We start from the raw sequence: 24,503 nt of genomic DNA, 5'->3' as shown, positions 1-24,503 counted from the left end.
GCCATTTCATTCCATTGCCTTGAATGCAATGGCAAGAGACTCTGTTATTAGAAAAGGAGAGTACTGTGTCGCGTAGACGCGTCGTGGTCACTGGTATGGGTATGCTGTCGCCACTGGGTACGGATGTACCGAGCACCTGGCAGGGCATTCTGGCTGGCCGCAGTGGCATCGGTCCGATCGAGCATACGGACCTTTCTGCCTACTCCACCCGTTTTGGCGGCTCGGTGAAGGGCTTTGAGGTCGAGCAGTACCTGTCGGCCAAGGAAGCTCGCAAGCTTGACTTGTTCATCCAGTACGGCCTGGCGGCCGGTTTCCAGGCGGTACGCAATGCCGGCCTGGAAGTCACCGACGCCAACCGCGAGCGCATTGGCGTGGCCATGGGCTCTGGGATCGGCGGCCTGACCAATATCGAAGAAACCAGTCGCACCTTGCACGATCAAGGCCCGCGCCGCATTTCGCCGTTCTTCGTGCCAGGCTCGATCATCAACATGATCTCCGGCTTCCTGTCGATCCATCTGGGGTTGCAGGGCCCCAATTATGCCATTGCCACTGCCTGCACCACTGGCACCCACTGCATCGGCATGGCTGCTCGCAACATCGCCTACGGTGAAGCCGACGTGATGATCGCCGGTGGCGCCGAAATGGCCGCTTGCGGCTTGGGCATGGGTGGCTTCGGTGCTTCTCGCGCACTGTCGACCCGCAACGATGAGCCGGCCCGTGCCAGCCGCCCGTGGGACAAGGGGCGTGACGGTTTTGTACTCTCCGACGGCGCCGGTGCGCTGGTGCTCGAAGAGCTGGAGCATGCCCAGGCCCGTGGTGCGACCATCTATGCCGAGCTGGTTGGTTTCGGCATGAGCGGCGACGCTTACCACATGACTTCGCCACCCGACAGTGGCGAAGGCGCTGCGCGCTGCATGGCCAACGCCTTGCGTGATGCTGGCATCCAGCCGGCTGAGGTCAGCTACATCAACGCCCACGGTACCTCGACTCCGGCTGGCGATATTGCTGAAGTCGCGGCGATCAAGCGCGTGTTTGGCGAGCACGCCTACAAGCTGGCTGTCAGCTCGACCAAGTCGATGACCGGTCACCTGCTGGGGGCTGCGGGCGCTGTAGAGGCGATCTTCAGCGTGCTGGCGATCAACAGCCAGATGGCACCGCCAACCATCAACCTCGATGAGCCGGACGAAGGCTGCGACCTCGACTTCGTGCCCCATCAGGCGCGCAGCATGCCGATCGACGTAGTGCTGTCCAACTCGTTCGGCTTTGGTGGCACCAACGGCTCGCTGGTGTTCCGCCGGTTCGCCGGCTGATGCACAGCTGGATCGACGGCCAGCCCGCGACTGCGGTCAACCTGCAGAACCGTGGCCTGGCCTACGGCGATGGTCTGTTCGAGACCATCGCCGTACGCAGTGGCCGCCCCAGCATGCTGGACGGTCACCTGGCGCGTCTGGCCCTGGGCTGCCAGCGCCTGGCAATCGATGCCGACCTGGCGTTGGTGCGCGATGAAATCCTGCGTTATGCCAGCCAGCTGGGTGACGGTGTCGCCAAGCTGATCCTCACCCGGGGCGACAGCCAGCGTGGCTATGCGCCGTTGGCAGGTGCCGCGCCGCGGCGCATCCTGCTGGGCAGCCCGCTGCCCGGCTACCCTGCCGAACATGCCGAACACGGTGTGCGTCTTTTCCCTTGCCAGACCCGGCTTGGGGAACAACCGTTGCTGGCAGGCCTCAAACACCTCAACCGCCTGGAGCAGGTGCTGGCCCGTGCCGAATGGCAGGACAGCGAACATGCCGAAGGCTTGATGTGTGATGGGCAAGGCAGGCTGGTCGAAGGTGTTTACAGCAATCTTTTCCTGGTGCGCGGCGGCGTGTTGCTTACTGCCGAGCTCAGCCGTTGCGGCGTGGCAGGGGTGATGCGCGGTGCGTTGCTGGAACAGGCGCAGGCACTGGCCATTCCGGTGCAGGTGCGTGACCTGCCGTTCGACGAGCTTGCGCTGGCCGATGAGGTATTCATCTGCAACAGCGTTTATGGGGTCTGGCCGGTGCGGGCTTTTGCTGCGCTGAACTGGTCGCCGGGCCCGCTCACCCGTAAACTGCAGGCCTTTGCCCGTACGTTACTGGATACCTGAATTCGTGAGACGCAAAATCCTGCTGCTGCTGGAAATGGGCTTGATCCTGGCCGGCCTGGCATTGGGCTGGTCTGCCTGGAAGGTCAACTCGGTGCTGGAGCAGCCCTTGCGCGTGACGCAGGAGCAACTGCTCGACGTGCCCAGTGGCACCAACCCCAATCGCATGTTCTACCGCATGGAGGGCGAGGGGTTGCTCGATGACGCCTTCTGGTTGCGCCTGTACTGGCGCTTCAACATGGCCGGCACACCCCTGAAAACCGGCGAATATCGCATCACGCCGGGCATGACCGTCGAAGCGTTGTTCGACGCCTGGCGCCGTGCCGATGTGGTGCAGTACAACCTGACCCTGGTGGAGGGTTGGACATTCCGCCAGGTGCGTTCGGCGATCGCCAGGCACGAGAAGATCAAGCACACCCTCGATGGTCTTACCGACTCCGAAGTCATGGACAAGCTTGGCCACACCGGCGTGTTTCCGGAGGGCCGGTTCTTCCCTGATACCTACCGTTTCGTGCGGGGCATGAGTGACGTCGAGCTGCTGCAGCAGGCCTATATGCGGCTGGACGAAGTGCTGGCCAAAGAGTGGGCCGAGCGCGCCACCGACCTGCCTTATCGTGACCCGTACCAGGCGTTGATCATGGCCTCGTTGGTGGAGAAGGAAACCGGCATCCCTCAGGAGCGCGGGCAGATTGCCGGGGTGTTCGTTCGTCGCCTGCGGCTGGGCATGATGCTGCAGACAGACCCTACGGTCATCTACGGCATGGGCGAACGCTACAACGGCAGAATCACCCGTGCCGACCTGCGTGAGCCAACGCCATACAACACCTATACCATCTCTGGCCTGCCGCCCACGCCGATCGCCATGGTCGGGCGAGAGGCGATCCACGCTGCGCTCCATCCAGCCGATGGCACCAGCCTGTACTTCGTCGCCCGGGGTGATGGCAGCCATGTGTTCTCCGATGACTTGGACGATCACAATTCTGCAGTGCGCGAGTATCAGCTCAAGCGCCGTGCAGACTACCGGTCAAGCCCCGCTCCCCAAGCGTCGCCAGAGTCTGGCGAACCCTCTGCCCAGGACCCGGCACCGGCCAGCGACCCCGCGCCGGCCGACGCGCCTGCGGCTGACGAACAACATTAAGGACTGCCTGTGAGCGGCTTGTTTATTACCCTGGAAGGCCCCGAAGGCGCGGGCAAAAGTACCAACCGTGATTACCTGGCAGCACGCCTGCGAGAGCAGGGGCTGGATGTGGTGCTTACCCGCGAGCCTGGCGGTACTCCGCTGGCTGAAAAGGTCCGCGAACTGCTGTTGGCACCGAGTGATGAAGTGATGGCTGCCGACACCGAGCTGTTGTTGGTGTTCGCCGCGCGCGCTCAGCATCTGGCGCAGGTGATCCGCCCGGCGCTGGAGCGTGGGGCCGTGGTGCTATGTGATCGTTTCACGGACGCTACCTACGCCTACCAAGGCGGTGGCCGCGGCCTTTCGGTAGAGCGGATCGCCGTGCTCGAGCAGTTCGTTCAAGGCGAGCTGCGCCCCGACCTGACGCTGGTTTTCGACCTGCCGGTGGAAGTAGGGTTGGCCCGTGCTGCCGCCCGTGGGCGGCTGGATCGTTTCGAGCAGGAGGGCCAGGCCTTCTTCGAGGCCGTGCGCCAGGCTTACCTGCAGCGCGCCCGGCGCGAGCCGCAGCGCTACGACCTGCTGGACGCGGCGCAGCCGCTGGAAGCCGTGCAGCGCGCCATTGACGCGCTGTTGCCGGGCATCCTGGAGCGTTGCCGTGGCTGAAGCCTACCCTTGGCAGCAGGCGCTGTGGCAGCAGTTGGCGGGGCGTGCGCAGCATGCCCACGCCTACCTGCTGCACGGGCCGCAGGGTATCGGCAAGCGCGCCTTGGCCGAGCGCCTGATGGCCCGCTTGTTGTGCCAGCAGCCACAGGGGCTTGATGCCTGCGGGCAGTGCAAGTCCTGCTTGCTGCTCAAAGCGGGCAGCCATCCGGACAACTTTGTGCTGGAGCCTGAAGAGGCTGACAAGCCGATCAAGGTCGATCAGGTGCGCGAACTGGTGTCCTTCGTCGTGCAGACGGCGCAGTTGGGCGGGCGCAAGGTCATCCTGATCGAGCCGGTCGAGGCGATGAACGTCAATGCGTCCAACGCCCTGCTCAAAAGCCTGGAAGAGCCTTCCGGCGACACCGTGCTGCTGCTGGTCAGCCACCAGCCCAGCCGCCTGTTGCCGACCATCAAGAGCCGCTGCCAGCAGGTCAGCTGCCCGCAGCCGAGCCTTGCCCAGAGCCAGGCCTGGCTGGCCACTGCGCTGGCCGGCAGTGACGAGGCCGAGCGTGACGAGCTGCTGACCCTCGCTGCCGGCTCGCCGTTGATGGCGGTGAACCTGCAGGCCCAAGGTGTGCGCGAGCAACGTGCGCTGGTGACCGATGGGGTGAAAAAGCTGCTCAAGCAACAGCAATCACCCAGTCAGCTGGCCGAGGCGTGGAGTGGTGTGCCCTTGTTGCTGCTGTTTGACTGGTTCTTCGACTGGTCGCACCTGATCCTGCGTTATCAATTGACCCAGGACGAGGAGGGGTTAGGCTTGGCCGATATGCGCAAGGTGGTGCAATACCTTGCGCAGAAGAGCCGGCAGGCCAAGGTGCTCGAGGTGCAGGCGTGGATCCTCGAGCAGCGCCAGAAGGTGCTGGGCAAGGCCAACCTCAACCGCGTGCTGCTGCTGGAAGCCTTGTTGGCCCATTGGGTGCAGTTGCCCGGCTCCCGCTGATTTTTCATTTTTTCATGTGTGACGTCTCCCATGCTCGTAGATTCTCATTGCCACCTCGACCGTCTTGACCTCAGTGCCCATCAGGGCTCCCTCGATGCCGCCCTGCAGGCGGCCCGCGAGCGCGGGGTCGGGCATTTTCTGTGTATCGGTGTCAGCGCCGAAAATGCCGGGGCAGTGAAGGCGCTGAGCGAGCAGTACGCCGATGTCGATTGCTCGGTGGGCGTGCACCCGCTTGACCTGGCCCCCGGCGAGACCCCAGCGCTGGAATGGCTCCTGCGCGAACTGGCGCACCCGCATGTCGTCGCGATCGGTGAAACCGGGTTGGACTACCACTACGAGCCGGAGGCGGCCGAGCTGCAGCAGGCGTCGTTCCGCCTGCACCTGGAGGCGTCGCGCCAGACCGGCAAGCCGGTGATTGTGCATACGCGAGCAGCCAAAGCCGACACCTTGGCGCTGCTGCGTGAGGCCAGCCTGCCGCAGGCCGGCGTGCTGCATTGCTTCACCGAGGACTGGGAAATGGCCAAGGCGGCCCTGGACCTGGGCTACTACATTTCGCTGTCCGGTATTGTCACCTTCCGCAATGCCGATGCCTTGCGCGAGGTGGCGCGACAGGTGCCGGTCGATCGCTTGCTGGTGGAGACCGACTCGCCGTACCTGGCTCCGATTCCTTACCGTGGCAAGCCTAACCTGCCGCAGTATGTGCGTGAGGTGGCCGAGTACGTGGCTTCCTTGCGCGGCGTCAGCTATGAGCAGTTGGCCGGGCAGACTACCGACAACTTCAAGCGGTTGTTCCCTTTGGCCCGGGTGGCCTGAGCCGGGCGCTGACTTTCAAGGGCGCTGCAAATCTGCCCGTGGCCCCAGCTGCGCCATTGAGGCAAAAAAAACCCGGGTTCTGGGGGAGGAATCCGGGTTAAGACCATTAGGAGTAAAACAAAGGTACGCGGTCCGTGAGCACCTTTATCGACGCGCCACTGGGGGGGATGCGCCGCGCCAACACTTCAAGTATTGGTCAGGTTTGGCGCAGTGCCAGTGCCAATTGTTCGTTTTTTAAACAGATTTGGAATACGCGCGGGCCCGCTTCCTTCCTCAGCGCATGGCCAGGCGCCGTACTTGCTGCACAGCTTCGTCGATAAGCTGCTCACTGGTATAGAAGTGCGGCGAAAAGCGCACACCTGGGCCTCGTAGGGCACAGATCGTCCGCTCTGCGGTCAGGCTGCGGTGAATGTCTGCGCTGTTCTGGCCGCAAATACTGAATGTGACGATTCCACCCCGTCGCGCCGGGCTATCCGGGCTGTGCAACTGGACCCCGGAAATACCCGCCAGCCCTTGGTGCAACTGCTCGACACGTTGCTGCAATTGCCGGGCAACTTCGTCCATGCCGACTTCCTCGAGCAGCGACAGGCTGGCCTCCAGCGCGCAGGCGCCGAGCATGTTCGGGCTGCCGCATTCGAACCGCCGTGCGCTGCGGGCGGGCTGCCACTGGCGGCGTTCGAAGTCACCCATATTATCCAGCATGTGCCAGCCATAGGCGTTGAGCCTTAGCTGCGGGCGCAGCGCGGCCCTGCAGTAAAATACCCCCAGGCCTTCAGGGCCCAGCATCCATTTGTGCCCGTCAGCCATGGCGAAATCACACTCATAGCGCTGCACGTCGAAAGGCAGGGCGCCAATTTGCTGAATGGCATCGACGCAGAACAGTACCTTGCGTGCCCGGCACCCCTGGCCCAGGCGCGTCAGGTCCAGGCGCAGGCCGCTGCCGAACTGCACGGCGCTGACCGCCAGCAGGCGTGTGCGCCGGTTGCAGGCCGCCAGTAGCGAAGCCTCCGGATCGGCCCCGGCGAGGCTTGCCTGAACCACCTCGACGCCGCGATCGGTCAGCGCCTCCCAGACAACCCGGTTGGAGGGGAACTCCTCGTCGCTGATCACCACCTGGTCGCCGGGCTGCCAGTCCAGGCCGAAAGCTACCAGTGACAGCGCCTCGGAAGTGTTCTTGACCAGCGCGATATCGCCGCGTGAGGGTGCGTTGAGCAGGCGCGCGAGCCGCTCACGCAGGCGTCGCTCGGTGGCCAACCATGCCGGGTAGTCACTGGCGCCCAGGTTCACGTTTTCCCGCGCAAAGCGCGCCACGGCTTCGCTGGCCCTGCGTGGCCAGGGGGCGATGGCCGCATGGTTCAGGTAGCGCAGCCCCGGAGCCTGGTCAAACTCATCGTGAAACATAGACATGGTTGGATGATCCGTGCAATTTGCTGCAAGTTAGGCATAATAAACCGCTTCAATGTCATCCAGTCCTTCCCATGCAGAAAGAACCTCGTAAGGTCCGTGAGTTTCGCCGTCGCGAACAGGAAATCCTCGATACTGCGCTCAAGCTGTTTCTCGAACAGGGTGAAGACAGTGTCACCGTCGAGATGATCGCTGACGCTGTAGGTATCGGCAAAGGTACGATCTACAAGCACTTCAAGTCCAAGGCGGAGATCTACCTGCGCCTGATGCTCGACTACGAGCGTGACCTGAATGCGCTGTTGCATTCGGCCGATGTCGACCGCGACAAGGAGGCGCTGTCGCGCGCCTATTTCGAGTTCCGCATGCGCGACCCGCAGCGTTACCGGTTGTTCGATCGCCTGGAAGAAAAGGTGGTCAAGGGCAACCAGGTGCCGGAGATGGTCGAGGAGCTGCACAGCATCCGTGCCTCCAACTTCGACCGGCTGACCCAGCTGATCAAGGGCCGCATCAGCGAAGGCAAGCTCGAAGACGTGCCGCCATACTTCCATTACTGCGCCGCCTGGGCCTTGGTGCACGGTGCCGTGGCGCTCTACCACTCGCCATTCTGGAGCAATGTGCTCGAGGACCAGGAAGGTTTCTTCCAGTTCCTCATGGACATCGGCGTGCGCATGGGCAACAAGCGCAAGCGTGACCCGGAACCCGCGAACTGAAGCGCTCCGTCCCGGGCGGTTGAATCCGGTGTGGAACGGGGGCTTGCAAAAACCTGAATTTTGAGTCAGGTTTTGCCGGCCCCGTTTCATCCATGCCGGAGTCATTCATGATTGTCGATCGTCAAGGCAGGCGTTTTCGCAACCTGCGCGTCAGCCTGACGGCTGCCTGCAACTATGCCTGCAGCTACTGCGTGCCCAACGGCAAACGCCTGGTTGCGGCGCAGGATGAGCTGTCCGCCGAGGCGCTGGCCCGCGGGGTGGCCTACCTGATCGAGGCAGCCGGTATCGAGCGCCTGCGTATTACCGGCGGTGAGCCACTGGTCAGCCCCAGGCTGGATGCTTTTTTGGCTGCAGTGGCCAAGCTCGAGCTCCAGGACATCACCCTGACCACCAATGGTCAGTTGCTCGGGCGCAAGTTGCCGCAGTTGCAGGCGGCCGGCATCCGTCGTCTGAATGTGTCCCTCGATACGCTCGACCCCCAGGCATTTCGGCGCATCGCCCGTGGTGGCGACCTGGCCAGCGTTCTCGCGGGCATGCAGCAGGCCAGTGCCAGGGGCATGCAGATCAAGGTCAACATGGTACCCATGCGTGGGCAGAACCTGGACCAGGTTGTGCCCATGCTCGACTACTGCCTGGCCCGCGGTTTCGAACTGCGTTTCATCGAACTGATGCGCATGGGCCATCTGGCCCGTGATCACAACGCATTCCTGCAGCAGTTCGTGGGGCTGGACCAACTGCTGGATCTGATTGGCCACGCGCATGCTTTTGAGAGGGCCGATGCGCCGCTGGATGCCACTGCGCTGCGTTACCAGGTGCCGGGCAAGGGCCATTTCGGCGTGATCGCCAACGAGAGCGTACCGTTCTGCCGGAGCTGCTCGCGCCTGCGCCTGTCATCTACCGGCTGGCTGCACGGGTGCCTGTCGTCGAGCAACCGTCACTTTGTCGGCGATCTGCTGGAGCAGCCCCGTCATCAGGCGCTCCCAGCCCTGCAGCGGTTGCTGGTCAAGGCGTTGGCCGACAAACAGGCGCTGGCGTTTTCCGGTGACGTGATGGTGATGAAGGTGATTGGCGGCTGATCTGGCGCAAAAGCTGCATCCGCCGGCTATTCGCCGGTTTTTCGTCGCCGGTCACTGGAGGAAAGATGCGTAGCCTGGTCTTGCTGCTGGCGCTTATGGCGCTGGGCGGCTGCATGAATGTCAGCGATATGGGCGAGGGCGTCCGTTACCACATGAGCGATGCCGGCCTGCTGGATCACAGCGACACACGCCGCACGCTGTCGATTCGCCTGCAGCCCGATTCGTTCATCTTCATCGGCCAGGGCGCCTTCATGCCGCCAAGCAAAGGGCCAGTACCGAAGCAGAACGTGGTTGCCGAGGAGGCCTTCAAGAGCTTCGTCGAGTATTTCCCGCTGGTACGGCGCGCCCAGGGCCCGCTGGGCCTCGAAGAGGCCATCGCCGAGGCCCGCTCGGTCGGCGCCGACTATGTGCTGTATACCCGTTTTGCCCGCACCGACGACCGTATCGGCAATGGCGATGAGTGGTACGACGAGCAGGCTGTCGACCGCCTGGGCTGGGACACCGGTGTGGTGCAGATGATGCTGATCGAAACCAGTACCCGCTACCTCATCGACACTGCGCGAATCAAAAGCCGTGGCGGTTTGTTGACGTTCCACGACAATGCTCCGCAGGATTTGCTCGCAGCGCCGATGCGCGAGTACGCTCGTAGCCTTCTGGGCATGAGTGAGTGAGGGCAGGGTGATGACAGATTCCGGCAAGGCCAATGATCTTCTGGCGCAGTTACCCAAGCACAAGGGCCTGCCGCCGGTGCATCTGTGGAATCCGGACTTCTGTGGCGATATCGATATGCGTATTGCCCGTGACGGTACCTGGTACTACCTGGGCACGCCGATCGGGCGCAAGCCGATGGTGCGCTTGTTTTCCACCATCATCCGCCGGGATGGCGACGACTACTTCCTGGTCACGCCGGTAGAGAAAGTGGGTATTCGGGTCGACGATGCGCCGTTCGTTGCCGTGACGCTGGATGTGCGGGGCACGGGCGAGCAGCAGGTGCTGAGTTTTACCAGCAACGTCGAGGATCAGGTAGAGGCCGGGCCGCGCAATCCGCTGCGGGTAGAGGTTGACCCTGTCACTCAGGAGCCTTCGCCTTATGTGCTGATGCGCAACAATCTAGAGGCGTTGATCCATCGCAATGTGTTCTACCAGTTGGTCGAGCTGGCGGTGCCTCGTGAGATCGATGGCGAGCAATGGCTGGGCGTCTGGAGCCATGGGCAGTTCTATCCCATCGGGCGCAACTGCTGAATACCTCGGCGTAGCAATAAAAAAACCTCCAGTGCTTGCGCATCTGGAGGTTTTTAGTATTTGGCTCCGCGACCTGGACTCGAACCAGGGACCCAATGATTAACAGTCATTTGCTCTACCGACTGAGCTATCGCGGAATCTGCGCATATCTTACCGATTGCCAGGGGCAAGTCAACCCGCCCCCAGCGAATCAGCCAGCCAAATCAAGCAGTTACAGCACTTCTACGATGGCCTTGGTGACCACGTGGATGTTGCTCTGGTTGAGTGCGGCCACGGCGATACGGCCTGTGTCCAGTGCATAGATGCCGAACTCGTTCTTCAGGCGTGCCACTTGCTCTACCGTCAGGCCCGAATAGGAGAACATGCCCGCTTGGCGGCCAACGAAGCTGAAGTCGCGCTTGGCGCCGTACTCGGCCAGCAGTTCGACCATCTGCTTGCGCATGCCGTGGATGCGCTGGCGCATTTCACCCAGCTCGGCTTCCCACATCTGGCGCAGTTCGGCGCTGTTGAGTACGGTGGCAACGATGGTTGCGCCGTGGGTCGGCGGGTTGGAGTAGGTGGTGCGGATCACGCGCTTGACCTGCGACAGCACGCGGGTGCTTTCGTCTTTGTTGCCGGTCACGATCGACAGTGCGCCAACGCGCTCGCCGTACAGCGAGAACGACTTGGAGAACGAGCTGGAAACGAAGAAGTCCAGGCCCGACTCGGCGAACAGGCGCACGGCGAAGGCGTCTTCGCCGATGCCCTCGCCAAAGCCCTGGTAGGCCATGTCGAGGAACGGTACGTGGCCCTTGGCCTTGACCACTTCCAGAACGTTTTTCCAGTCGTCCAGGCCCAGGTCGACGCCTGTCGGGTTGTGGCAGCAGGCGTGCAGGACAATGATCGAGCCAGACGGCAGGTTGTTCAGGTCTTCGAGCATGCCGGCGCGGTTGACGTCGTTGCTCGGGGCGTCGTAGTAGCGGTAGTTCTGTACCGGGAAGCCGGCCGTTTCAAACAGGGCGCGGTGGTTTTCCCAGCTCGGGTCGCTGATGGCGACCACGGCATTGGGCGACAGGCGCTTGAGGAAGTCGGCGCCGATCTTCAGTGCACCGGTACCGCCAACGGCCTGCACGGTAACCACGCGGCCAGCGGCCAGCAGTGGCGACTCGGCGCCGAAGATCAGTTTCTGCACGGCCTGGTCGTAGGTGGCGATGCCGTCGATCGGCAGGTAGCCGCGCGAAGCGTGCTGGGCGGCACGCTGGGTTTCGGCTTCGATCACGGCGCGCAGCAGCGGAATGCGGCCTTCCTCATTGCAGTACACGCCCACGCCCAGGTTGACCTTGTCGGTACGGGGATCGGCGTTGAATGCTTCGTTGAGGCCCAGAATGGGGTCGCGGGGTGCCAGCTCGACAGCGGAAAACAGGCTCATTGTTACCTTGGCTCTGAATGGAGAGTGATAGGGCGTACACGCTCCAGCCGAATGCACTGAAGCGGTGCACAAACGGGGAGTCAGTATAGTGATACCGACCGGTCACTGCGACAGTGTGGCGCAGCTTTTCCGGCTATTTGCGCAAATTTTTTTCAACCATTGGTCGAATTGCCCGGTCCACCGCAGTGAGCGTTCATACCGCCGCCTTGAATGCGGCCCCAGGCGGGCGCATTTGGGTATAGACTACTGGCTAAATTTACAGTTGCTGCGTTACCGCGAGGTCCGACATGTCCGAGTTCCAGCTCGTCACCCGTTTTCAGCCGGCCGGCGACCAGCCCGAGGCTATCCGCCAGATGGTAGAGGGCATCGAGGCAGGCCTGTCGCACCAGACCCTGCTCGGTGTGACCGGCTCGGGCAAGACCTTCAGCGTTGCCAACGTCATTGCGCAGGTGCAGCGCCCGACCTTGGTGCTGGCGCCCAACAAGACGCTCGCCGCGCAGTTGTATGGCGAGTTCAAGGCGTTCTTCCCGAACAACGCCGTCGAGTATTTCGTTTCCTATTACGACTATTACCAGCCCGAAGCCTACGTGCCTTCCTCGGACACCTTCATCGAGAAGGACGCTTCGATCAACGATCATATCGAGCAGATGCGGCTTTCAGCGACCAAGGCGCTGCTGGAGCGTCGCGATGCGATCATCGTCACCACGGTTTCATGCATCTACGGCCTGGGCAGCCCCGAAACCTACCTGAAGATGGTCCTGCACGTCGACCGCGGCGACAAGCTTGACCAGCGCGCGCTGTTGCGCCGCCTGGCCGATCTGCAGTACACGCGCAACGAGATGGACTTTGCCCGTGCCACCTTCCGTGTGCGCGGCGATGTCATCGATATCTTCCCGGCCGAATCGGACCTTGAAGCCATCCGCATCGAGCTGTTCGACGACGAGGTGGAGAACATCGCTGCGTTCGACCCGCTCACCGGGGAAGTCTTCCGCAAGTTGCCGCGCTTCACCTTTTATCCCAAGAGCCATTACGTTACCCCGCGGGAAACCTTGCTAGACGCGGTGGAGGGTATCAAGGACGAGTTGAAGGACCGCCTCGAGTACCTGCACAAGGCCAACAAGCTGGTCGAGGCCCAGCGCCTGGAGCAGCGTACCCGTTTCGATCTGGAGATGATTCTCGAACTGGGTTACTGCAACGGCATCGAGAACTACTCGCGCTACCTGTCCGGGCGCCCGGCGGGTGCGCCGCCGCCCACCCTCTACGACTACCTGCCGGACGATGCGCTGCTGGTGATCGACGAATCCCACGTCAGCGTTCCGCAGGTCGGGGCGATGTACAAGGGCGACCGCTCGCGCAAGGAAACGCTGGTCGAGTACGGCTTTCGCCTGCCATCGGCGCTGGACAACCGGCCGATGCGCTTCGATGAGTGGGAGTCGGTCAGCCCGCAGACCATCTTTGTCTCGGCAACGCCCGGGCCTTACGAAGCCGAGCACGCCGGGCGGGTGGTCGAGCAGGTGGTGCGCCCGACCGGGTTGGTCGACCCGCAGGTCGAGGTGCGTCCGGCGCTGACCCAGGTCGACGACCTGCTGTCGGAAATCCACAAGCGCGTGGCGCTGGGCGAGCGGGTGCTGGCCACCACGTTGACCAAGCGCATGGCTGAGGATCTCTCCGACTACCTGGCCGATCACGATGTGCGGGTGCGCTACCTGCACTCGGACATCGATACCGTGGAACGGGTCGAAATCATCCGTGACCTGCGCCTGGGCACTTTTGATGTACTGGTTGGCATCAACCTGCTGCGCGAGGGCCTGGACATGCCCGAGGTGTCACTGGTGGCGATCCTGGACGCCGACAAGGAAGGGTTCCTGCGCTCCGAGCGCTCGCTCATCCAGACCATCGGGCGTGCCGCGCGCAACCTCAATGGCCGCGCGATTCTCTATGCCGATCAGATAACCGGCTCCATGCAGCGTGCCATCGATGAAACCGAGCGCCGCCGCGAGAAGCAGATCGCTTTCAACCAGGCCAATGGCATCGTGCCCAAGGGCGTGGTCAAGGACATCACCGATATCATGGAAGGCGCCACCGTGCCGGGGTCGCGCAGCAAGAAGCGCAAGGGCATGGCCAAGGCCGCCGAGGAGAGCGCCCGTTACGAGGCCGAACTGCGCACGCCGGGCGAGATCACCAAGCGCATCAAGCAACTGGAAGAGAAAATGATGCAGTTTGCCCGCGACCTGGAATTCGAGGCGGCGGCGCAGTTGCGCGACGAGATTACCAAGCTGCGCGAGCGGTTGATTACCAGTTGAAGCCTGGTTCGGTCCTTGGGGAGCGGCATGATGTTTGGCGGTCTCCAGGCGTCCGATAGCCCAATAACCCACCTCCCGCGCTGGAGCGCGGTGCCCGCACCCTGCTAACATCGTGCCTTTGTTTCATCTTTCGTTCGAGACCCTCCATGACCACCGTACGCACGCGTATCGCGCCATCGCCCACGGGCGACCCCCATGTCGGCACCGCCTACATCGCCCTGTTCAACTACTGCTTCGCCAAGCAGCATGGCGGTGAGTTCATCCTGCGCATCGAGGACACCGACCAGTTGCGCTCGACCCGCGAGTCGGAGCAGCAGATCTTCGACGCCCTGCGCTGGCTTGGCATCGAATGGAACGAAGGCCCGGATGTGGGCGGCCCGCACGGCCCGTACCGGCAGAGCGAGCGCGGCGAGATCTACGCCCAGTACGCCAAGCAACTGGTCGATGCCGGCCATGCGTTCTACTGCTTCTGCACCGCCGAAGAGCTGGAGCAGATGCGCGCCGAGCAGATGGCCCGTGGCGAAACCCCGCGCTACGATGGCCGCGCGTTGCTGCTGAGCGACGAGCAAGTGCAGCGCCGCCTGGCCGCTGGCGAGCCCCATGTGATCCGCATGAAGGTACCGAGCGAAGGTATCTGCGTGGTCCCGGACATGCTCCGTGGCGATGTCGAGATCCCATGGGACCGCATGGACATGCAGGTGCTGATGAAGAACGACGGCCTGCCGACCTACTTCCTGGCCAACGTGGTCGACGACCACCTGATGGGCATCACCCACGTACTGCGCGGTGAAGAGTGGCTGCCATCGGCACCCAAGCTGATCAAGCTGTACGAATACTTCGGCTGGGAACAGCCCAAGCTGTGCTACATGCCGCTGCTGCGCAACCCGGACAAGAGCAAGCTCTCCAAGCGCAAGAACCCGACCTCGGTGACCTTCTACGAGCGCATGGGCTTCATGCCTGAGGCCATGCTCAATTACCTCGGCCGCATGGGCTGGTCGATGCCGGACGAGCGCGAGAAGTTCTCCCTGGCCGAAATGGTCGAGCACTTCGACCTGTCGCGTATCTCTCTGGGTGGCCCGATCTTCGACATCGAGAAGCTGTCGTGGCTCAACGGCCAGTGGCTGCGCGAACTGCCGGTGGAAGAATTCGCCGCGCGCGTGCAGAAGTGGGCGTTCAACAGCGACTACATGATGAAAATCGCCCCGCACGTGCAGGGGCGGGTCGAAACCTTCAGCCAGGTTGCTCCGCTGGGTGGTTTCTTCTTCGAGGGCGCGCTCAAGCTCGACGCCAAACTGTTCGAAAGCAAGAAACTCTCCGCCGACCAGGTGCGCCAGGTGATGCAGTTGATCCTGTGGAAACTGGAAAGCCTTCGCCAGTGGGAAAAAGAGTGTATCACCGGCTGCATCCAGGCAGTGGTCGAAGCGCTGGAGCTGAAGCTGCGTGACGCCATGCCGCTGATGTTCGCCGCCATCACCGGCCAGGCCAGCTCGGTGTCGGTGCTCGATGCCATGGAGATCCTCGGCCCTGACCTTACCCGCTATCGCCTGCGCCAAGCCCTGGACCTGCTCGGTGGTGTGTCGAAGAAAGAAAACAAAGAGTGGGAAAAGCTGCTGGCCAACATCGCCTGATGCGGCTTTGACGCGGGGCCATTGCCAGCGGGCTATGCCGCTGGCAATGGTTCAAGTGCTCAAAAGCAGAGTGCGCAAATCAGGGCAGGGTGGTAAGTGGTTGTTATCTGTGAAAAAACTTTTGAATAATTTCAAAATTTCGTTTGACAGCCCTGCAATCCGAACTTAATATGCGCCCCGTCCACAGCGATGAACGAAACGAAGCGCCAGGCACCCAGCCGGTAATTCAGTTCAAAGCGACATTGTGGGGCTATAGCTCAGCTGGGAGAGCGCCTGCATGGCATGCAGGAGGTCAGCGGTTCGATCCCGCTTAGCTCCACCAAATTCCGCTTAACAGCTTCGGCTGATAAGCAAGACCGGGTCCAGCAACCGGGTCTTGAAGGTAAGAAGGTTCGTCCCCTTCGTCTAGTGGCCTAGGACACCGCCCTTTCACGGCGGTAACAGGGGTTCGAGTCCCCTAGGGGACGCCAGTTTTGCACAAGCGATGTTTAAAACGCCGCTGGGCCGAGAGGCTAGAAATCCGGGGCTATAGCTCAGCTGGGAGAGCGCCTGCATGGCATGCAGGAGGTCAGCGGTTCGATCCCGCTTAGCTCCACCAATTTAGCCAGGGTTCGCAGTAGCGAATCTTCGCGAAGGTTACGTCCCCTTCGTCTAGTGGCCTAGGACACCGCCCTTTCACGGCGGTAACAGGGGTTCGAGTCCCCTAGGGGACGCCACTTTTACCCGCGTTTTGCGGGACTTAAAGAGGCTCATTCGCATATTGGATGAGCCTTTTGTTTTCGGGGCTATAGCTCAGCTGGGAGAGCGCCTGCATGGCATGCAGGAGGTCAGCGGTTCGATCCCGCTTAGCTCCACCAATTTAGCCAGGGTTCGCACATGCGGATCTTCGCGAAGGTTATGTCCCCTTCGTCTAGTGGCCTAGGACACCGCCCTTTCACGGCGGTAACAGGGGTTCGAGTCCCCTAGGGGACGCCATTTTTACCCGCGTTTTGCGGGACTTTAGAGGCTCATTCGATTATTGAATGGGCCTTTTGTTTTTTTCCCTCCCTGAAAAATGTGCACCGACAGGCGGTGGTCAATTCTGCTTGCCAAAAAATATTATGAGGATAATATTTCGATCATCATATTCTGATCGTGAGCCCGCCATGAGCGACAAGAAGACCAAGACCCGCGAGCGTATCCTTGAGGCTGCGCGAAGCGCGTTGATCCAGCACGGCCCCGCCGAGCCAAGCGTCAGCCAGGTCATGGGTGCTGCAGGGCTTACCGTGGGAGGCTTCTATGCGCACTTTGACAGCAAGGACGAGCTCATGCTGGAGGCATTTCGGCAATTGCTCAGCGAGCGCAGGGCCCTGCTGGCTCACGTTGACCCGAGCCTGGACGGGGAAGGGCGGCGGGCGCTGGTGAGCGCGTTCTACCTTTCGCGCAAGCACCGCGATGCTCAGGTGCATGCCTGCCCACTGCCCAATTCGATCGGCGAGATGCAGCGCCTGCCAGACGTGTTTCGCGAGGTACTGGCCGAGCACATCGAATTGATGACGGCGGCGATGGTTGACCGCCCTGAAGATGCCGACAAGGCCCTGGCTGATCTGGCCCTGATGATAGGCGGCCTGGCCCTGGCGCGTGCCTTGGGCACGGGCGATCTTTCTGACCGCATCCTGCGTGCCGCCAAATCGGCGGTTATCTAAGCTTCTGACTCTGGAGCAAGGCAATGACTACCCTGAGCTGGATTCGCGGCGTGAATGGCACCCTGGGGCGTCTGGCCCCCGAGCATGTGGCCGGCAAGATGCGCCGGGCCTTCATGACCCCGCGCAACCTGCCGCCAAGGCAGTGGGAGTTGCCATTGCTGGCGAGCGCCGAGCGCATCACCCTGCGCTTCGGGCTGTCGGCATTGCGTTGGGGGCAAGGCCCGACCGTGTTGTTGATGCACGGCTGGGAAGGGCGTGCGACCCAGTTTGCCGCGTTGATCGAAACCCTGGTAAAGGCCGGGCATACCGTGGTCTCTCTGGAGGGGCCGGCCCATGGCTGTTCGCCTGGGCAGCAAGCGCACGTGGTGTTGTTTGCCCGTGCGCTGCTGGAGGCTGCCGCCGAACTGCCGCCGTTGCGTGCCGTGATAGGCCATTCCATGGGCGGTGCCAGTGTCTTGCTGGCACTGCAGATGGGGCTTCGGGCCGAGGCTGCGGTGAGTATTGCAGCGCCGGCCCAGCTGCTTGGTGTGCTGCGCGGCTTCGCCCGCCACCTTGGCCTGCCGGCGCGAGCCAGGGCCGCGTTCATCCGCAAGGTCGAACAGGACGTCGGCATGCAGATCAACCGCCTGGATGTCAGTGGTTACCAGTTGGAGCTGCCAGGGCTGGTCGTGCATGCCGCCGATGATGCCTTGGTGCCCGCCGGTGAGGCCGAGATCATCCACAAGGCCTGGTTCGACAGCCGCCTGCTGCGGCTGGAGGAGGGTGGCCACCAGCGCGTGCTCGCCAACCCGCGCGTGAGCGAGGCGGTGCTCGAATTACTGGCGCGTGTCAGTGCGCCCGCCCGGCAAAGCGCTTGAACATCCGATACACTCTGCCCGTTCACTGACATTGGGAGCGGGCATGAGTTGGGACCTGGCAACGCCATTCATCATCGACCTGCGCGTCGGCAGCGAGGACATCGACGGCCTCGGGCACGCCAATAACGCGGTCTACGTCACGTGGCTGGAGCGTTGCGCCTGGCGCCACTCCCAGCGCCTGGGGCTGGACCTGGCCGAATACCGGCGCCTGGACCGGGCCATGGCGGTGGTGCGCCATGAAATCGACTACCTCGCTGCAGCCTACGAAGATGACGAGTTGCAACTGGCAACCTGGATCATCGATTGGGATCAGCGCCTGCGCATGTCCCGGCGCTTCCAGCTCAAGCGCCCGCGTGACGGTGTGACGCTGCTGCGCGCGCAGACCACCTTTGCCTGCATCGAGTTGTCCAGTGGCAAACCCAGGCGCATGCCGACGGAGTTCATCGACGGGTACGGTCCTGCGCTGATCGGCGCCTGAATACCCGGCATTTTTTGGTAGACTGCCGGCTTTTCCCGCCGAGACCTCGAAATGCAAATTGCCCTGGCCCCTATGGAGGGGCTGGTCGACAACATCCTGCGCGACGTTCTGACCCGAGTGGGCGGCATCGATTGGTGCGTCACCGAGTTCATCCGCGTGTGCGACCGCCTGTTGCCTGCTTCTTCCTTCGACAAGCTCGCACCTGAACTGCGTCAGGGCGCGCGCACGGCTGCCGGTGTACCCATGCGTGTGCAGTTGCTGGGCTCGGACCCCGTCTGCCTGGCCGAAAACGCTGCGCTGGCCTGTGAGCTGGGGGCGCCGGTGATTGACCTTAATTTCGGTTGCCCGGCCAAGACCGTGAACAAGTCACGCGGCGGCGCAGTGCTGCTCAAGGAACCCGAACTGCTGCACGCCATCGTGCGTGAAGTGCGGCGCGCAGTGCCGGCGCACATCCCGGTCACCTCCAAGATGCGCCTTGGCTTCGATACCCCGGACGGTGCGCTCGATTGTGCGACCGCGCTGGCTGAGGGCGGCTCGGCGCACCTGGTGGTACATGCACGCACCAAAGTCGAGGGCTATAAGCCGCCAGCGCACTGGGAGTGGGTGGCGCGGGTGCAGGATGTGGTGAAGGTGCCGGTGTTCGCCAACGGTGAGATCTGGACCGTGGACGACTGGCGGCGTTGCCGCGAGGTGAGCGGCGCCGAGGACATCATGCTCGGGCGGGGGCTGGTGTCGCGGCCGGACCTGGCCTTGCAGATTGCGGCTGCGCGGGACGGGCGTGAGTACCAGCCGATGAGTTGGGAGGCGTTGTTGCCTTTGCTGCGCGAGTTCTGGCGCCAGGCCCAGGCCAAGCTGTCGCCGCGCTACGCACCGGGGCGGATGAAGCAGTGGTTGGCGATGCTGACGCGTAGCTACCCCGAGGCGGTGCTGCTGTTTGCCGAGCTGCGCAGGGAAGATGATTGCCAGCGGATCAGCCGGTTACTGGGCGTTGAAGTGCAGGCATTCGAGGAATGTGTCGCGTGATCAGTTCTGCCTGGGGCCGGTAAAGCCACCGCAAAATTTTTTGTTTTTGCCCCTTGAAAGCCATCTCCTGAGCCCTATTTATTCAGTACGCGATGCCGAAGCCGGGTCGCGTAGTGACTTTACTTGCTGAATCTCAGGAGTTTATGACCATGACTACCGCTTTCTCTCTTGCACCTCTGTTCCGCCATTCCGTTGGCTTCGACCGTTTCAACGACCTGTTCGAGTCTGCGGCACGTAACGAGGCGGGTAGCAGCTACCCTCCCTACAACGTTGAAAAGCATGGCGATGACCACTATCGCATCGTCGTTGCCGCAGCCGGTTTCCAGGAGCAGGACCTCGACCTTCAGGTCGAGAAAGGCGTCCTGACCGTGATCGGCGGCAAACGCGAAAACGGCGCCGCAGAAGTGACCTACCTGCACCAGGGCATCGCCCAGCGCGCGTTCAAGCTGTCGTTCCGCCTGGCGGACCATATCGAGGTCAAATCGGCAGGCCTCGCCAATGGGCTGCTCAGCATTGACTTGCTGCGCATTGTGCCGGAAGAAGCCAAGGCCAAGCGCATCCCGATCAATGGTGACAAACCAGCACTCAACTGAGGCTGGCGGCGTTATCAGGGCTGCTACGCAGCCCATCGCCGGCAAGCCGGCTCCTACCCTGTGGGAGCCGGCTTTCCTGCATTGGGCCGCCTGGCGGCCCCAAATCCTTTTTTCCTTGCTCAGAAATCGGCGGGGGCCTCCAGCAGCATCTGCCGGAACTCCGGTAGCGGCAGCGGCCGGCTGTGCAGGTAACCCTGGTACAGGTGGCACCCCAGCCGCTCCAGAAATTCCAGTTGCTCTGTCAGCTCCACGCCTTCGGCGATCACCGCCAGGTCAAGGCTGCGCGCCATGGCGACGATGGCGCGGACAATCTCGGCGTCGTTGGAGTCTTGCGGGGCGTCGCGCACGAAGGTCTGGTCGATCTTCAGCGCGTCCACCGGCAAGCGCTTGAGGTAGGTCAGCGAGGAATAGCCCGTACCGAAATCATCCATGGCGAAGCTCACCCCATAGCGTTTGAGCTCGCGCATCTTGCTGATGGTGTCTTCCAGGTTCTGGATCACGATGCCCTCGGTGATTTCCAGCTTGAGCATGTGCCGTGGCAAGCGATAGTCGTCCAGGCTGCGCAGCACCCGTTGGACGAAGTCGTTCTGGCGGAACTGCCGGGGGCTGATGTTCACGCACAGGCTGAAATCATCGGCATCGATCAACCCGTCTGCGAGCATGCGCGAACAAGCGTCGCAGGCTTCGTCGAGTATCCAGCTGCCAACTTCCAGGATCAGGCCGCTTTCCTCCAGCACCTGGATGAACTGAGCCGGCGGTTGCTGGCCCAATTGCGGGTGATGCCAGCGCAACAGTACCTCGGCCCCGACAATGCGGTTGTCGCGGGCATCCACCTGGGGCTGAAAGTGCAAGGCCAGCTCGCCCCGTGCCAGGGCCAGGCGCAGGTCGCTTTCCATGCGCAAGCGCTCGCTGGCGGCCTTCTGCATGGTGGTATGGAACAGCTGGGTGGTGTTGCGCCCTGAGTCCTTGGCGCGGTACAGGGCGATGTCGGCGCGTTTGAGCAGGTCGGCGGGGGTGGTGCCGTGGTCGGGGATCAGTGCCACGCCAATGCTTGGGGTTACCTGCAGACGCTGGCCGTCCAGCGACATGGGTTCGGCCAGCAGTTCGCGCAGGGTATCGGCCAGCTCCCGAACCTTGTTCTCCACCGCTTCGCGGCTGCCTTCCAGGCCACTGAGCAGTACCACGAATTCATCACCACCCAGGCGTGCCACCGTGTCTTCCAGGCGCACACTGGCTTCCAGGCGGGCGGTGATGATCTTCAGCACCGTGTCGCCCACCGGGTGGCCGAGGGAGTCGTTGATGTGCTTGAAATGGTCGAGGTCGAGGAACAGCAGGGCGCCGCGCAGGTTGTGCCGGCGCAGCAGGGCGATCTGTTGGCTCAGGCGGTCCATCAGCAAGGCGCGGTTGGGCAGGTTGGTCAGCGGGTCGTGGTAGGCCAGGTGGCGGATCTGTGCCTGGGCATTCTTCAACTGGCTGACATCGCGCGCGGTGAGTAACAGGCAATCGGCCTCGTTGAGGCTGATCGGCTCAACCGATACTTCCACAGTGAGAATGTCGCCACGCTTGTTGCGCCCGAGCATCTCCCGGTGGTGTACCCGGCCACGCTCCTTCAGCTCCACCAGCAACGCGTTGCGCTGCTTGTCGTCGGCCCAGATACCCAGCTCGTAGACGCTGCGGCCGATCACTTCGGCGGTGCTGTAGCCGGTCAGCCGGCAGAAGCCATCGTTGACTTCCACATAGCGACCGCTGTGGCGCTCGGTGATGGTGATGGCGTCCGGGCTGGAGTGAAATGCCTTGGCGAACTTCTCTTCACTGGACTTGAGCGCCGCTTCGGCCCGTTGCTGCTGGGTTATATCGCGCAGGGTCGTGACGCTGCAGGGCTGGTTGTCGACGCTGACCAGCCGGCTGGAAATCACACAGGTCAGTGGTGAGCCGTTGCGGTGGTTGACCACCACGGCGACATTGCTCAGGGCCTGTTCGCGGATAACCCGTTCGATGCGGTGGGCGCGTTCGATCGACTCGGCCCACAGGCCGATCTGTTCGGCGGTGCGGCCGATCACCTGTTCGGCGCTCCAGCCGAAGGTTTGGGTGAAGGCCGGGTTGATCTCGATGAACTGGCCAGTGTCCTGGCGGGTTACGCAGATCGGGTCGGGGCTGACCTGGAAAAGGCTGGCGAACTTCTCTTCCGAGGCGCTAAGGCGCAGTTCGCGCTCGACCTGCTCGGTGATGTCCAGAAGGGTGCCAGCCATGCGCAACGGGTTGCCGTGCTCGTCGCGGTACAGGCGAGCGCGGCTTTCGATGTAGCGTGAAGCGCCGTTTTCCAGTTGCACCCGGTAGGTTATCTGGTAGTTGCCTTCTGGGCCTTCGCGCAGGCTGCGGTAAGCCTGGCGCATGCCATCGCGTTCGTCCTGGGGCACGCCTTCGAAAAATGCGTCGAACGATTCGTGAAAGGGTATCGGGTCCAGCCCGTGCAATTGTGCGGCACGGGCCGAGCCATAGAGCATGCCGCTGGGTATGTGCCAGTCCCAGGTGCCCAGTTGCGCCGAGTCCAGGGCCAGGTCAAGGCGTTCCTGGCTATCCTTGAGCGCTTGCTCGGCGCGTTTGCGCTCGGACGTGTCGACGAAGGTGCTGAGCAGGAACGTCACCCCTTCCAGTTCGATGCCCTGGGCGCACAGGATGCCATCGTGGATCTTGCCGCTGCTGGCGCGCAACTGCACTTCCAAGATGGCCGGGCCGCCGCTGGCACGGGTCGCATCCAGTACCAGGTGGCGCTGCTCCGGGGTTGCCCAGAGGCCCAGCTCCAGGGTGCTCTTGCCGATCACTTGGTCACCCGGCCAGCCGAACATGTCTTCGAAATGCTGGTTGACTTCAAAAATCATGCCGTCGTGGTGGCGGGTGAGCAGAATTGCGTTGGGGCTCAGGTGGAACAGGGTGGCAAAGCGTTTCTCCGAGTTGATCAGGGCGGTTTCCCGCTCGCGCTGGCGGGTTATCTCGCGGATTACCCCGATCATCTGAGGCCGGCCCTGGCGATCATGGGTCAGGCTGCCGTTGATTTCCAGCCAGTGCAGGCTGCCATCCGGCCAGCGGATGCGATGGCGCATGGCTTTCTCGGCCGGTTCACCGTTGACCACTGCCTGGAACAGTTGGCGTGTGCGGGCGCGATCTTCTTCCGGCAACAGGTCCAGGTAGTCGATGTCGTTGGGCAAGGGGCGCTGCGGATCGAAACCGAACAGTGCCTGGGTGCCGCGCGACCAGCTGACCCGGCCACTGTCGATGTCCCACAGCCAGGCGCCCAGGCGGGCACCATTGAGCGCAGCCAGTAATTGCGGAGCGTTCTGCCAGGCCAGTTCCGACTCCTGGGGGTCGGCCGCAGGGATGCGCGGCAGGCGCGGAAAGCGGTTTGCTGATTTGGGCATGGATACCAGACCTTTGGCGTTTGACGCGTCCCTGGTTGGAAGTGCAGGGCTGACGACCGGTCAGGCGGCCCCTGCGTGACTGTCGAGCAGGGCCATGAAGGCCCGGGCGGCGTTCGATAGCGTTCGCTCGGTATGCAGTATGTAGCCTAGCTGGCGTGACAGCTGTATGCCGGGCAAAGCGATGGGTGCAACCTGCTCGTCGAGCATGGTGCGCGGCAGCACGCTCCAGGCCAGGCCGATCGAGACCATCATCTTGATGGTTTCCAGGTAGTTGGTGCTCATGGCGATGTTCGGGGCCAGGCCCTGGCTTTCGAACAGGCGCTGGACGATGTGGTGGGTGAAGGTGTTGCCGCCGGGGAATACCGCCGGATGGCGGGCAACGTCAGCCAGGCTGACCTGGGTATTGCTGGCCAGCGGGTGCTCGGGGGCGGCGACGAAGTCCAGTGCGTCGTCCCAGACGGGGATGGCCTTGATCAGGTGATGGGGCTCTGGCGCCAGGGTGATGACCGCTATCTCGGCGCGCCCGTGCAGAACCTCGTCATAGGCCGCTTCTGAATCGAGGAACTGGATATCCAGCGCAACGGCCGGGTGCTGGCGGGTGAATGCCCGCAGCAGCGGGGGCAGGCGGTGCAGGCCAATGTGATGGCTGGTGGCGAGGGTCAGGCGACCACTCACCTGCCCGGTCAGGTTGGTCAGCGCACGTCGGGTATCATCGAGGACGTTGAGGATCTGATAGGCGCGTGGCAGCAGGGCGCGGCCGGCTTCGGTCAAGGTCACCTCGCGGCCCAGGCGATCGAACAGGCGTACGTCCAGCTGTTGCTCCAGCCCGGCAATGCGCTTGCTGATGGCCGGTTGAGTCAGGTGCAGGCGTTCGCCGGCCCCGGAGAAGCTGCCGGTCTCGGCAATGGCAATGAAGGCGCTGAGGTTGGCCAGGTCCATTGTTCGAATTCCTGATGGTTATGCAAAGCATGAAAATTATGAATTTG

General features: G+C 62.7%; 21 protein-coding genes and 7 tRNA genes. 23 read left to right on the top strand and 5 right to left on the bottom strand.

The window, feature by feature from the left end:
- Positions 1-65 precede the first annotated feature (65 nt).
- From fabF to IWW33_RS03905, 6 genes are read left to right on the top strand one after another with little or no spacing between them, the layout of a single operon-like run.
- On the top strand, positions 66-1,310 hold the full coding sequence (fabF, locus tag IWW33_RS03930) for a beta-ketoacyl-ACP synthase II (RefSeq protein WP_046786557.1): 1,245 nt from the start codon (positions 66-68) through the stop codon (positions 1,308-1,310).
- Complete coding sequence (gene pabC / locus IWW33_RS03925; protein ID WP_174141822.1) at positions 1,310-2,125, top strand: aminodeoxychorismate lyase; 816 nt, start codon at positions 1,310-1,312, stop codon at positions 2,123-2,125. The genes fabF and pabC overlap by 1 nt, the downstream gene beginning before the upstream one ends.
- A 4-nt stretch (positions 2,126-2,129) precedes the next feature.
- Positions 2,130-3,260, top strand: a complete 1,131-nt coding sequence (gene mltG, locus IWW33_RS03920; protein WP_046786555.1) for an endolytic transglycosylase MltG — start codon at positions 2,130-2,132, stop codon at positions 3,258-3,260.
- 9 nt (positions 3,261-3,269) lie between these two features.
- Positions 3,270-3,902, top strand: a complete 633-nt coding sequence (tmk, locus tag IWW33_RS03915; RefSeq protein WP_046786554.1) for a dTMP kinase — start codon at positions 3,270-3,272, stop codon at positions 3,900-3,902.
- The gene (locus IWW33_RS03910) at positions 3,895-4,881 is read left to right on the top strand and encodes a DNA polymerase III subunit delta' (RefSeq protein ID WP_046786553.1); all 987 of its coding nucleotides are present in this window, start codon (positions 3,895-3,897) and stop codon (positions 4,879-4,881) included. Before tmk ends, IWW33_RS03910 begins: the two co-directional genes overlap by 8 nt.
- 30 nt (positions 4,882-4,911) lie before the next feature.
- Positions 4,912-5,694, top strand: coding sequence for a TatD family hydrolase (locus IWW33_RS03905; RefSeq protein ID WP_125924768.1), 783 nt, complete (start codon positions 4,912-4,914; stop codon positions 5,692-5,694).
- Between the two features lie 273 nt (positions 5,695-5,967).
- Here the strand turns inward: IWW33_RS03905 and IWW33_RS03900 are convergent, their stop codons facing one another.
- Positions 5,968-7,101, bottom strand: coding sequence for an aminotransferase class V-fold PLP-dependent enzyme (locus IWW33_RS03900; protein ID WP_174141821.1), 1,134 nt, complete (start codon positions 7,099-7,101; stop codon positions 5,968-5,970).
- Between the two features lie 71 nt (positions 7,102-7,172).
- Here IWW33_RS03900 and IWW33_RS03895 point away from each other — a divergent pair, with 71 nt between their 5' ends.
- The 4 genes from IWW33_RS03895 (at position 7,173) to IWW33_RS03880 (ending at position 10,126) form a co-directional block, all read left to right on the top strand.
- Positions 7,173-7,808: a TetR/AcrR family transcriptional regulator gene (locus IWW33_RS03895; protein ID WP_046786550.1), complete on the top strand. Its 636-nt coding sequence runs from the start codon at positions 7,173-7,175 to the stop codon at positions 7,806-7,808.
- A gap of 107 nt (positions 7,809-7,915) precedes the next feature.
- A complete protein-coding gene (locus tag IWW33_RS03890; protein ID WP_046786549.1) occupies positions 7,916-8,884 on the top strand; it encodes a radical SAM protein in 969 nt (322 codons plus the stop codon).
- 65 nt (positions 8,885-8,949) lie between these two features.
- Positions 8,950-9,555 (top strand): DUF4823 domain-containing protein, encoded by a 606-nt coding sequence (locus IWW33_RS03885; RefSeq protein ID WP_012313444.1) that lies wholly within the window; start codon positions 8,950-8,952, stop codon positions 9,553-9,555.
- A 10-nt stretch (positions 9,556-9,565) separates the two neighbouring features.
- On the top strand, positions 9,566-10,126 hold the full coding sequence (locus IWW33_RS03880; RefSeq protein WP_174141820.1) for a DUF1285 domain-containing protein: 561 nt from the start codon (positions 9,566-9,568) through the stop codon (positions 10,124-10,126).
- Positions 10,127-10,187: 61 nt separating this feature from the next.
- Here the strand turns inward: IWW33_RS03880 and IWW33_RS03875 are convergent.
- Both IWW33_RS03875 and IWW33_RS03870 read right to left on the bottom strand, forming a co-directional pair.
- Positions 10,188-10,263, bottom strand: a tRNA-Asn gene (locus IWW33_RS03875).
- A 74-nt stretch (positions 10,264-10,337) separates the two neighbouring features.
- Positions 10,338-11,534: an amino acid aminotransferase gene (locus IWW33_RS03870; RefSeq protein WP_039604031.1), complete on the bottom strand. Its 1,197-nt coding sequence runs from the start codon at positions 11,532-11,534 to the stop codon at positions 10,338-10,340.
- Between the two features lie 287 nt (positions 11,535-11,821).
- Between IWW33_RS03870 and uvrB the strand changes: the two genes are divergently transcribed.
- The 13 genes from uvrB to IWW33_RS03805 all read left to right on the top strand — a co-directional run bounded on the left by uvrB (position 11,822) and on the right by IWW33_RS03805 (position 20,101).
- A complete protein-coding gene (gene uvrB, locus IWW33_RS03865; protein WP_174141819.1) occupies positions 11,822-13,837 on the top strand; it encodes an excinuclease ABC subunit UvrB in 2,016 nt (671 codons plus the stop codon).
- Between the two features lie 146 nt (positions 13,838-13,983).
- Positions 13,984-15,465, top strand: coding sequence for a glutamate--tRNA ligase (gltX, locus tag IWW33_RS03860; protein ID WP_174141818.1), 1,482 nt, complete (start codon positions 13,984-13,986; stop codon positions 15,463-15,465).
- 246 nt (positions 15,466-15,711) lie between these two features.
- Positions 15,712-15,787, top strand: a tRNA-Ala gene (locus tag IWW33_RS03855).
- Between the two features lie 72 nt (positions 15,788-15,859).
- A tRNA-Glu gene (locus IWW33_RS03850) sits at positions 15,860-15,935 on the top strand.
- Between the two features lie 52 nt (positions 15,936-15,987).
- Positions 15,988-16,063: transfer RNA gene (locus tag IWW33_RS03845), tRNA-Ala, on the top strand.
- Positions 16,064-16,105: 42 nt separating this feature from the next.
- A tRNA-Glu gene (locus IWW33_RS03840) sits at positions 16,106-16,181 on the top strand.
- Positions 16,182-16,246: 65 nt separating this feature from the next.
- Positions 16,247-16,322, top strand: a tRNA-Ala gene (locus IWW33_RS03835).
- A 42-nt stretch (positions 16,323-16,364) separates the two neighbouring features.
- A tRNA-Glu gene (locus tag IWW33_RS03830) sits at positions 16,365-16,440 on the top strand.
- Between the two features lie 170 nt (positions 16,441-16,610).
- Complete coding sequence (locus tag IWW33_RS03825; RefSeq protein WP_174141817.1) at positions 16,611-17,150, top strand: TetR/AcrR family transcriptional regulator; 540 nt, start codon at positions 16,611-16,613, stop codon at positions 17,148-17,150.
- Between the two features lie 23 nt (positions 17,151-17,173).
- Positions 17,174-18,007 carry an alpha/beta fold hydrolase gene (locus tag IWW33_RS03820; protein ID WP_115275629.1) on the top strand — a complete coding sequence of 278 codons (834 nt, stop codon included), beginning with the start codon at positions 17,174-17,176 and terminating at the stop codon, positions 18,005-18,007.
- A gap of 43 nt (positions 18,008-18,050) precedes the next feature.
- Positions 18,051-18,485, top strand: coding sequence for a thioesterase family protein (locus tag IWW33_RS03815; protein ID WP_115275630.1), 435 nt, complete (start codon positions 18,051-18,053; stop codon positions 18,483-18,485).
- Positions 18,486-18,536: 51 nt separating this feature from the next.
- Entirely contained in the window at positions 18,537-19,508 is a 972-nt protein-coding gene (locus IWW33_RS03810) for a tRNA-dihydrouridine synthase (protein ID WP_046786541.1), read from the top strand.
- Between the two features lie 149 nt (positions 19,509-19,657).
- Positions 19,658-20,101, top strand: a complete 444-nt coding sequence (locus IWW33_RS03805) for an Hsp20 family protein (protein ID WP_012313453.1) — start codon at positions 19,658-19,660, stop codon at positions 20,099-20,101.
- 119 nt (positions 20,102-20,220) lie between these two features.
- Here the strand turns inward: IWW33_RS03805 and IWW33_RS03800 are convergent, their stop codons facing one another.
- Both IWW33_RS03800 and IWW33_RS03795 read right to left on the bottom strand, forming a co-directional pair.
- Entirely contained in the window at positions 20,221-23,517 is a 3,297-nt protein-coding gene (locus IWW33_RS03800) for a PAS domain S-box protein (RefSeq protein WP_174141816.1), read from the bottom strand.
- 60 nt (positions 23,518-23,577) lie between these two features.
- Positions 23,578-24,456, bottom strand: coding sequence for a LysR family transcriptional regulator (locus IWW33_RS03795; protein ID WP_174141815.1), 879 nt, complete (start codon positions 24,454-24,456; stop codon positions 23,578-23,580).
- Positions 24,457-24,503: the final 47 nt, after the last annotated feature.

Source organism: Pseudomonas sp. M2 (assembly GCF_015751845.1).
Lineage (GTDB): Bacteria > Pseudomonadota > Gammaproteobacteria > Pseudomonadales > Pseudomonadaceae > Aquipseudomonas > Aquipseudomonas putida_E.
This window is presented reverse-complemented; position numbering and strand designations above follow the sequence as displayed.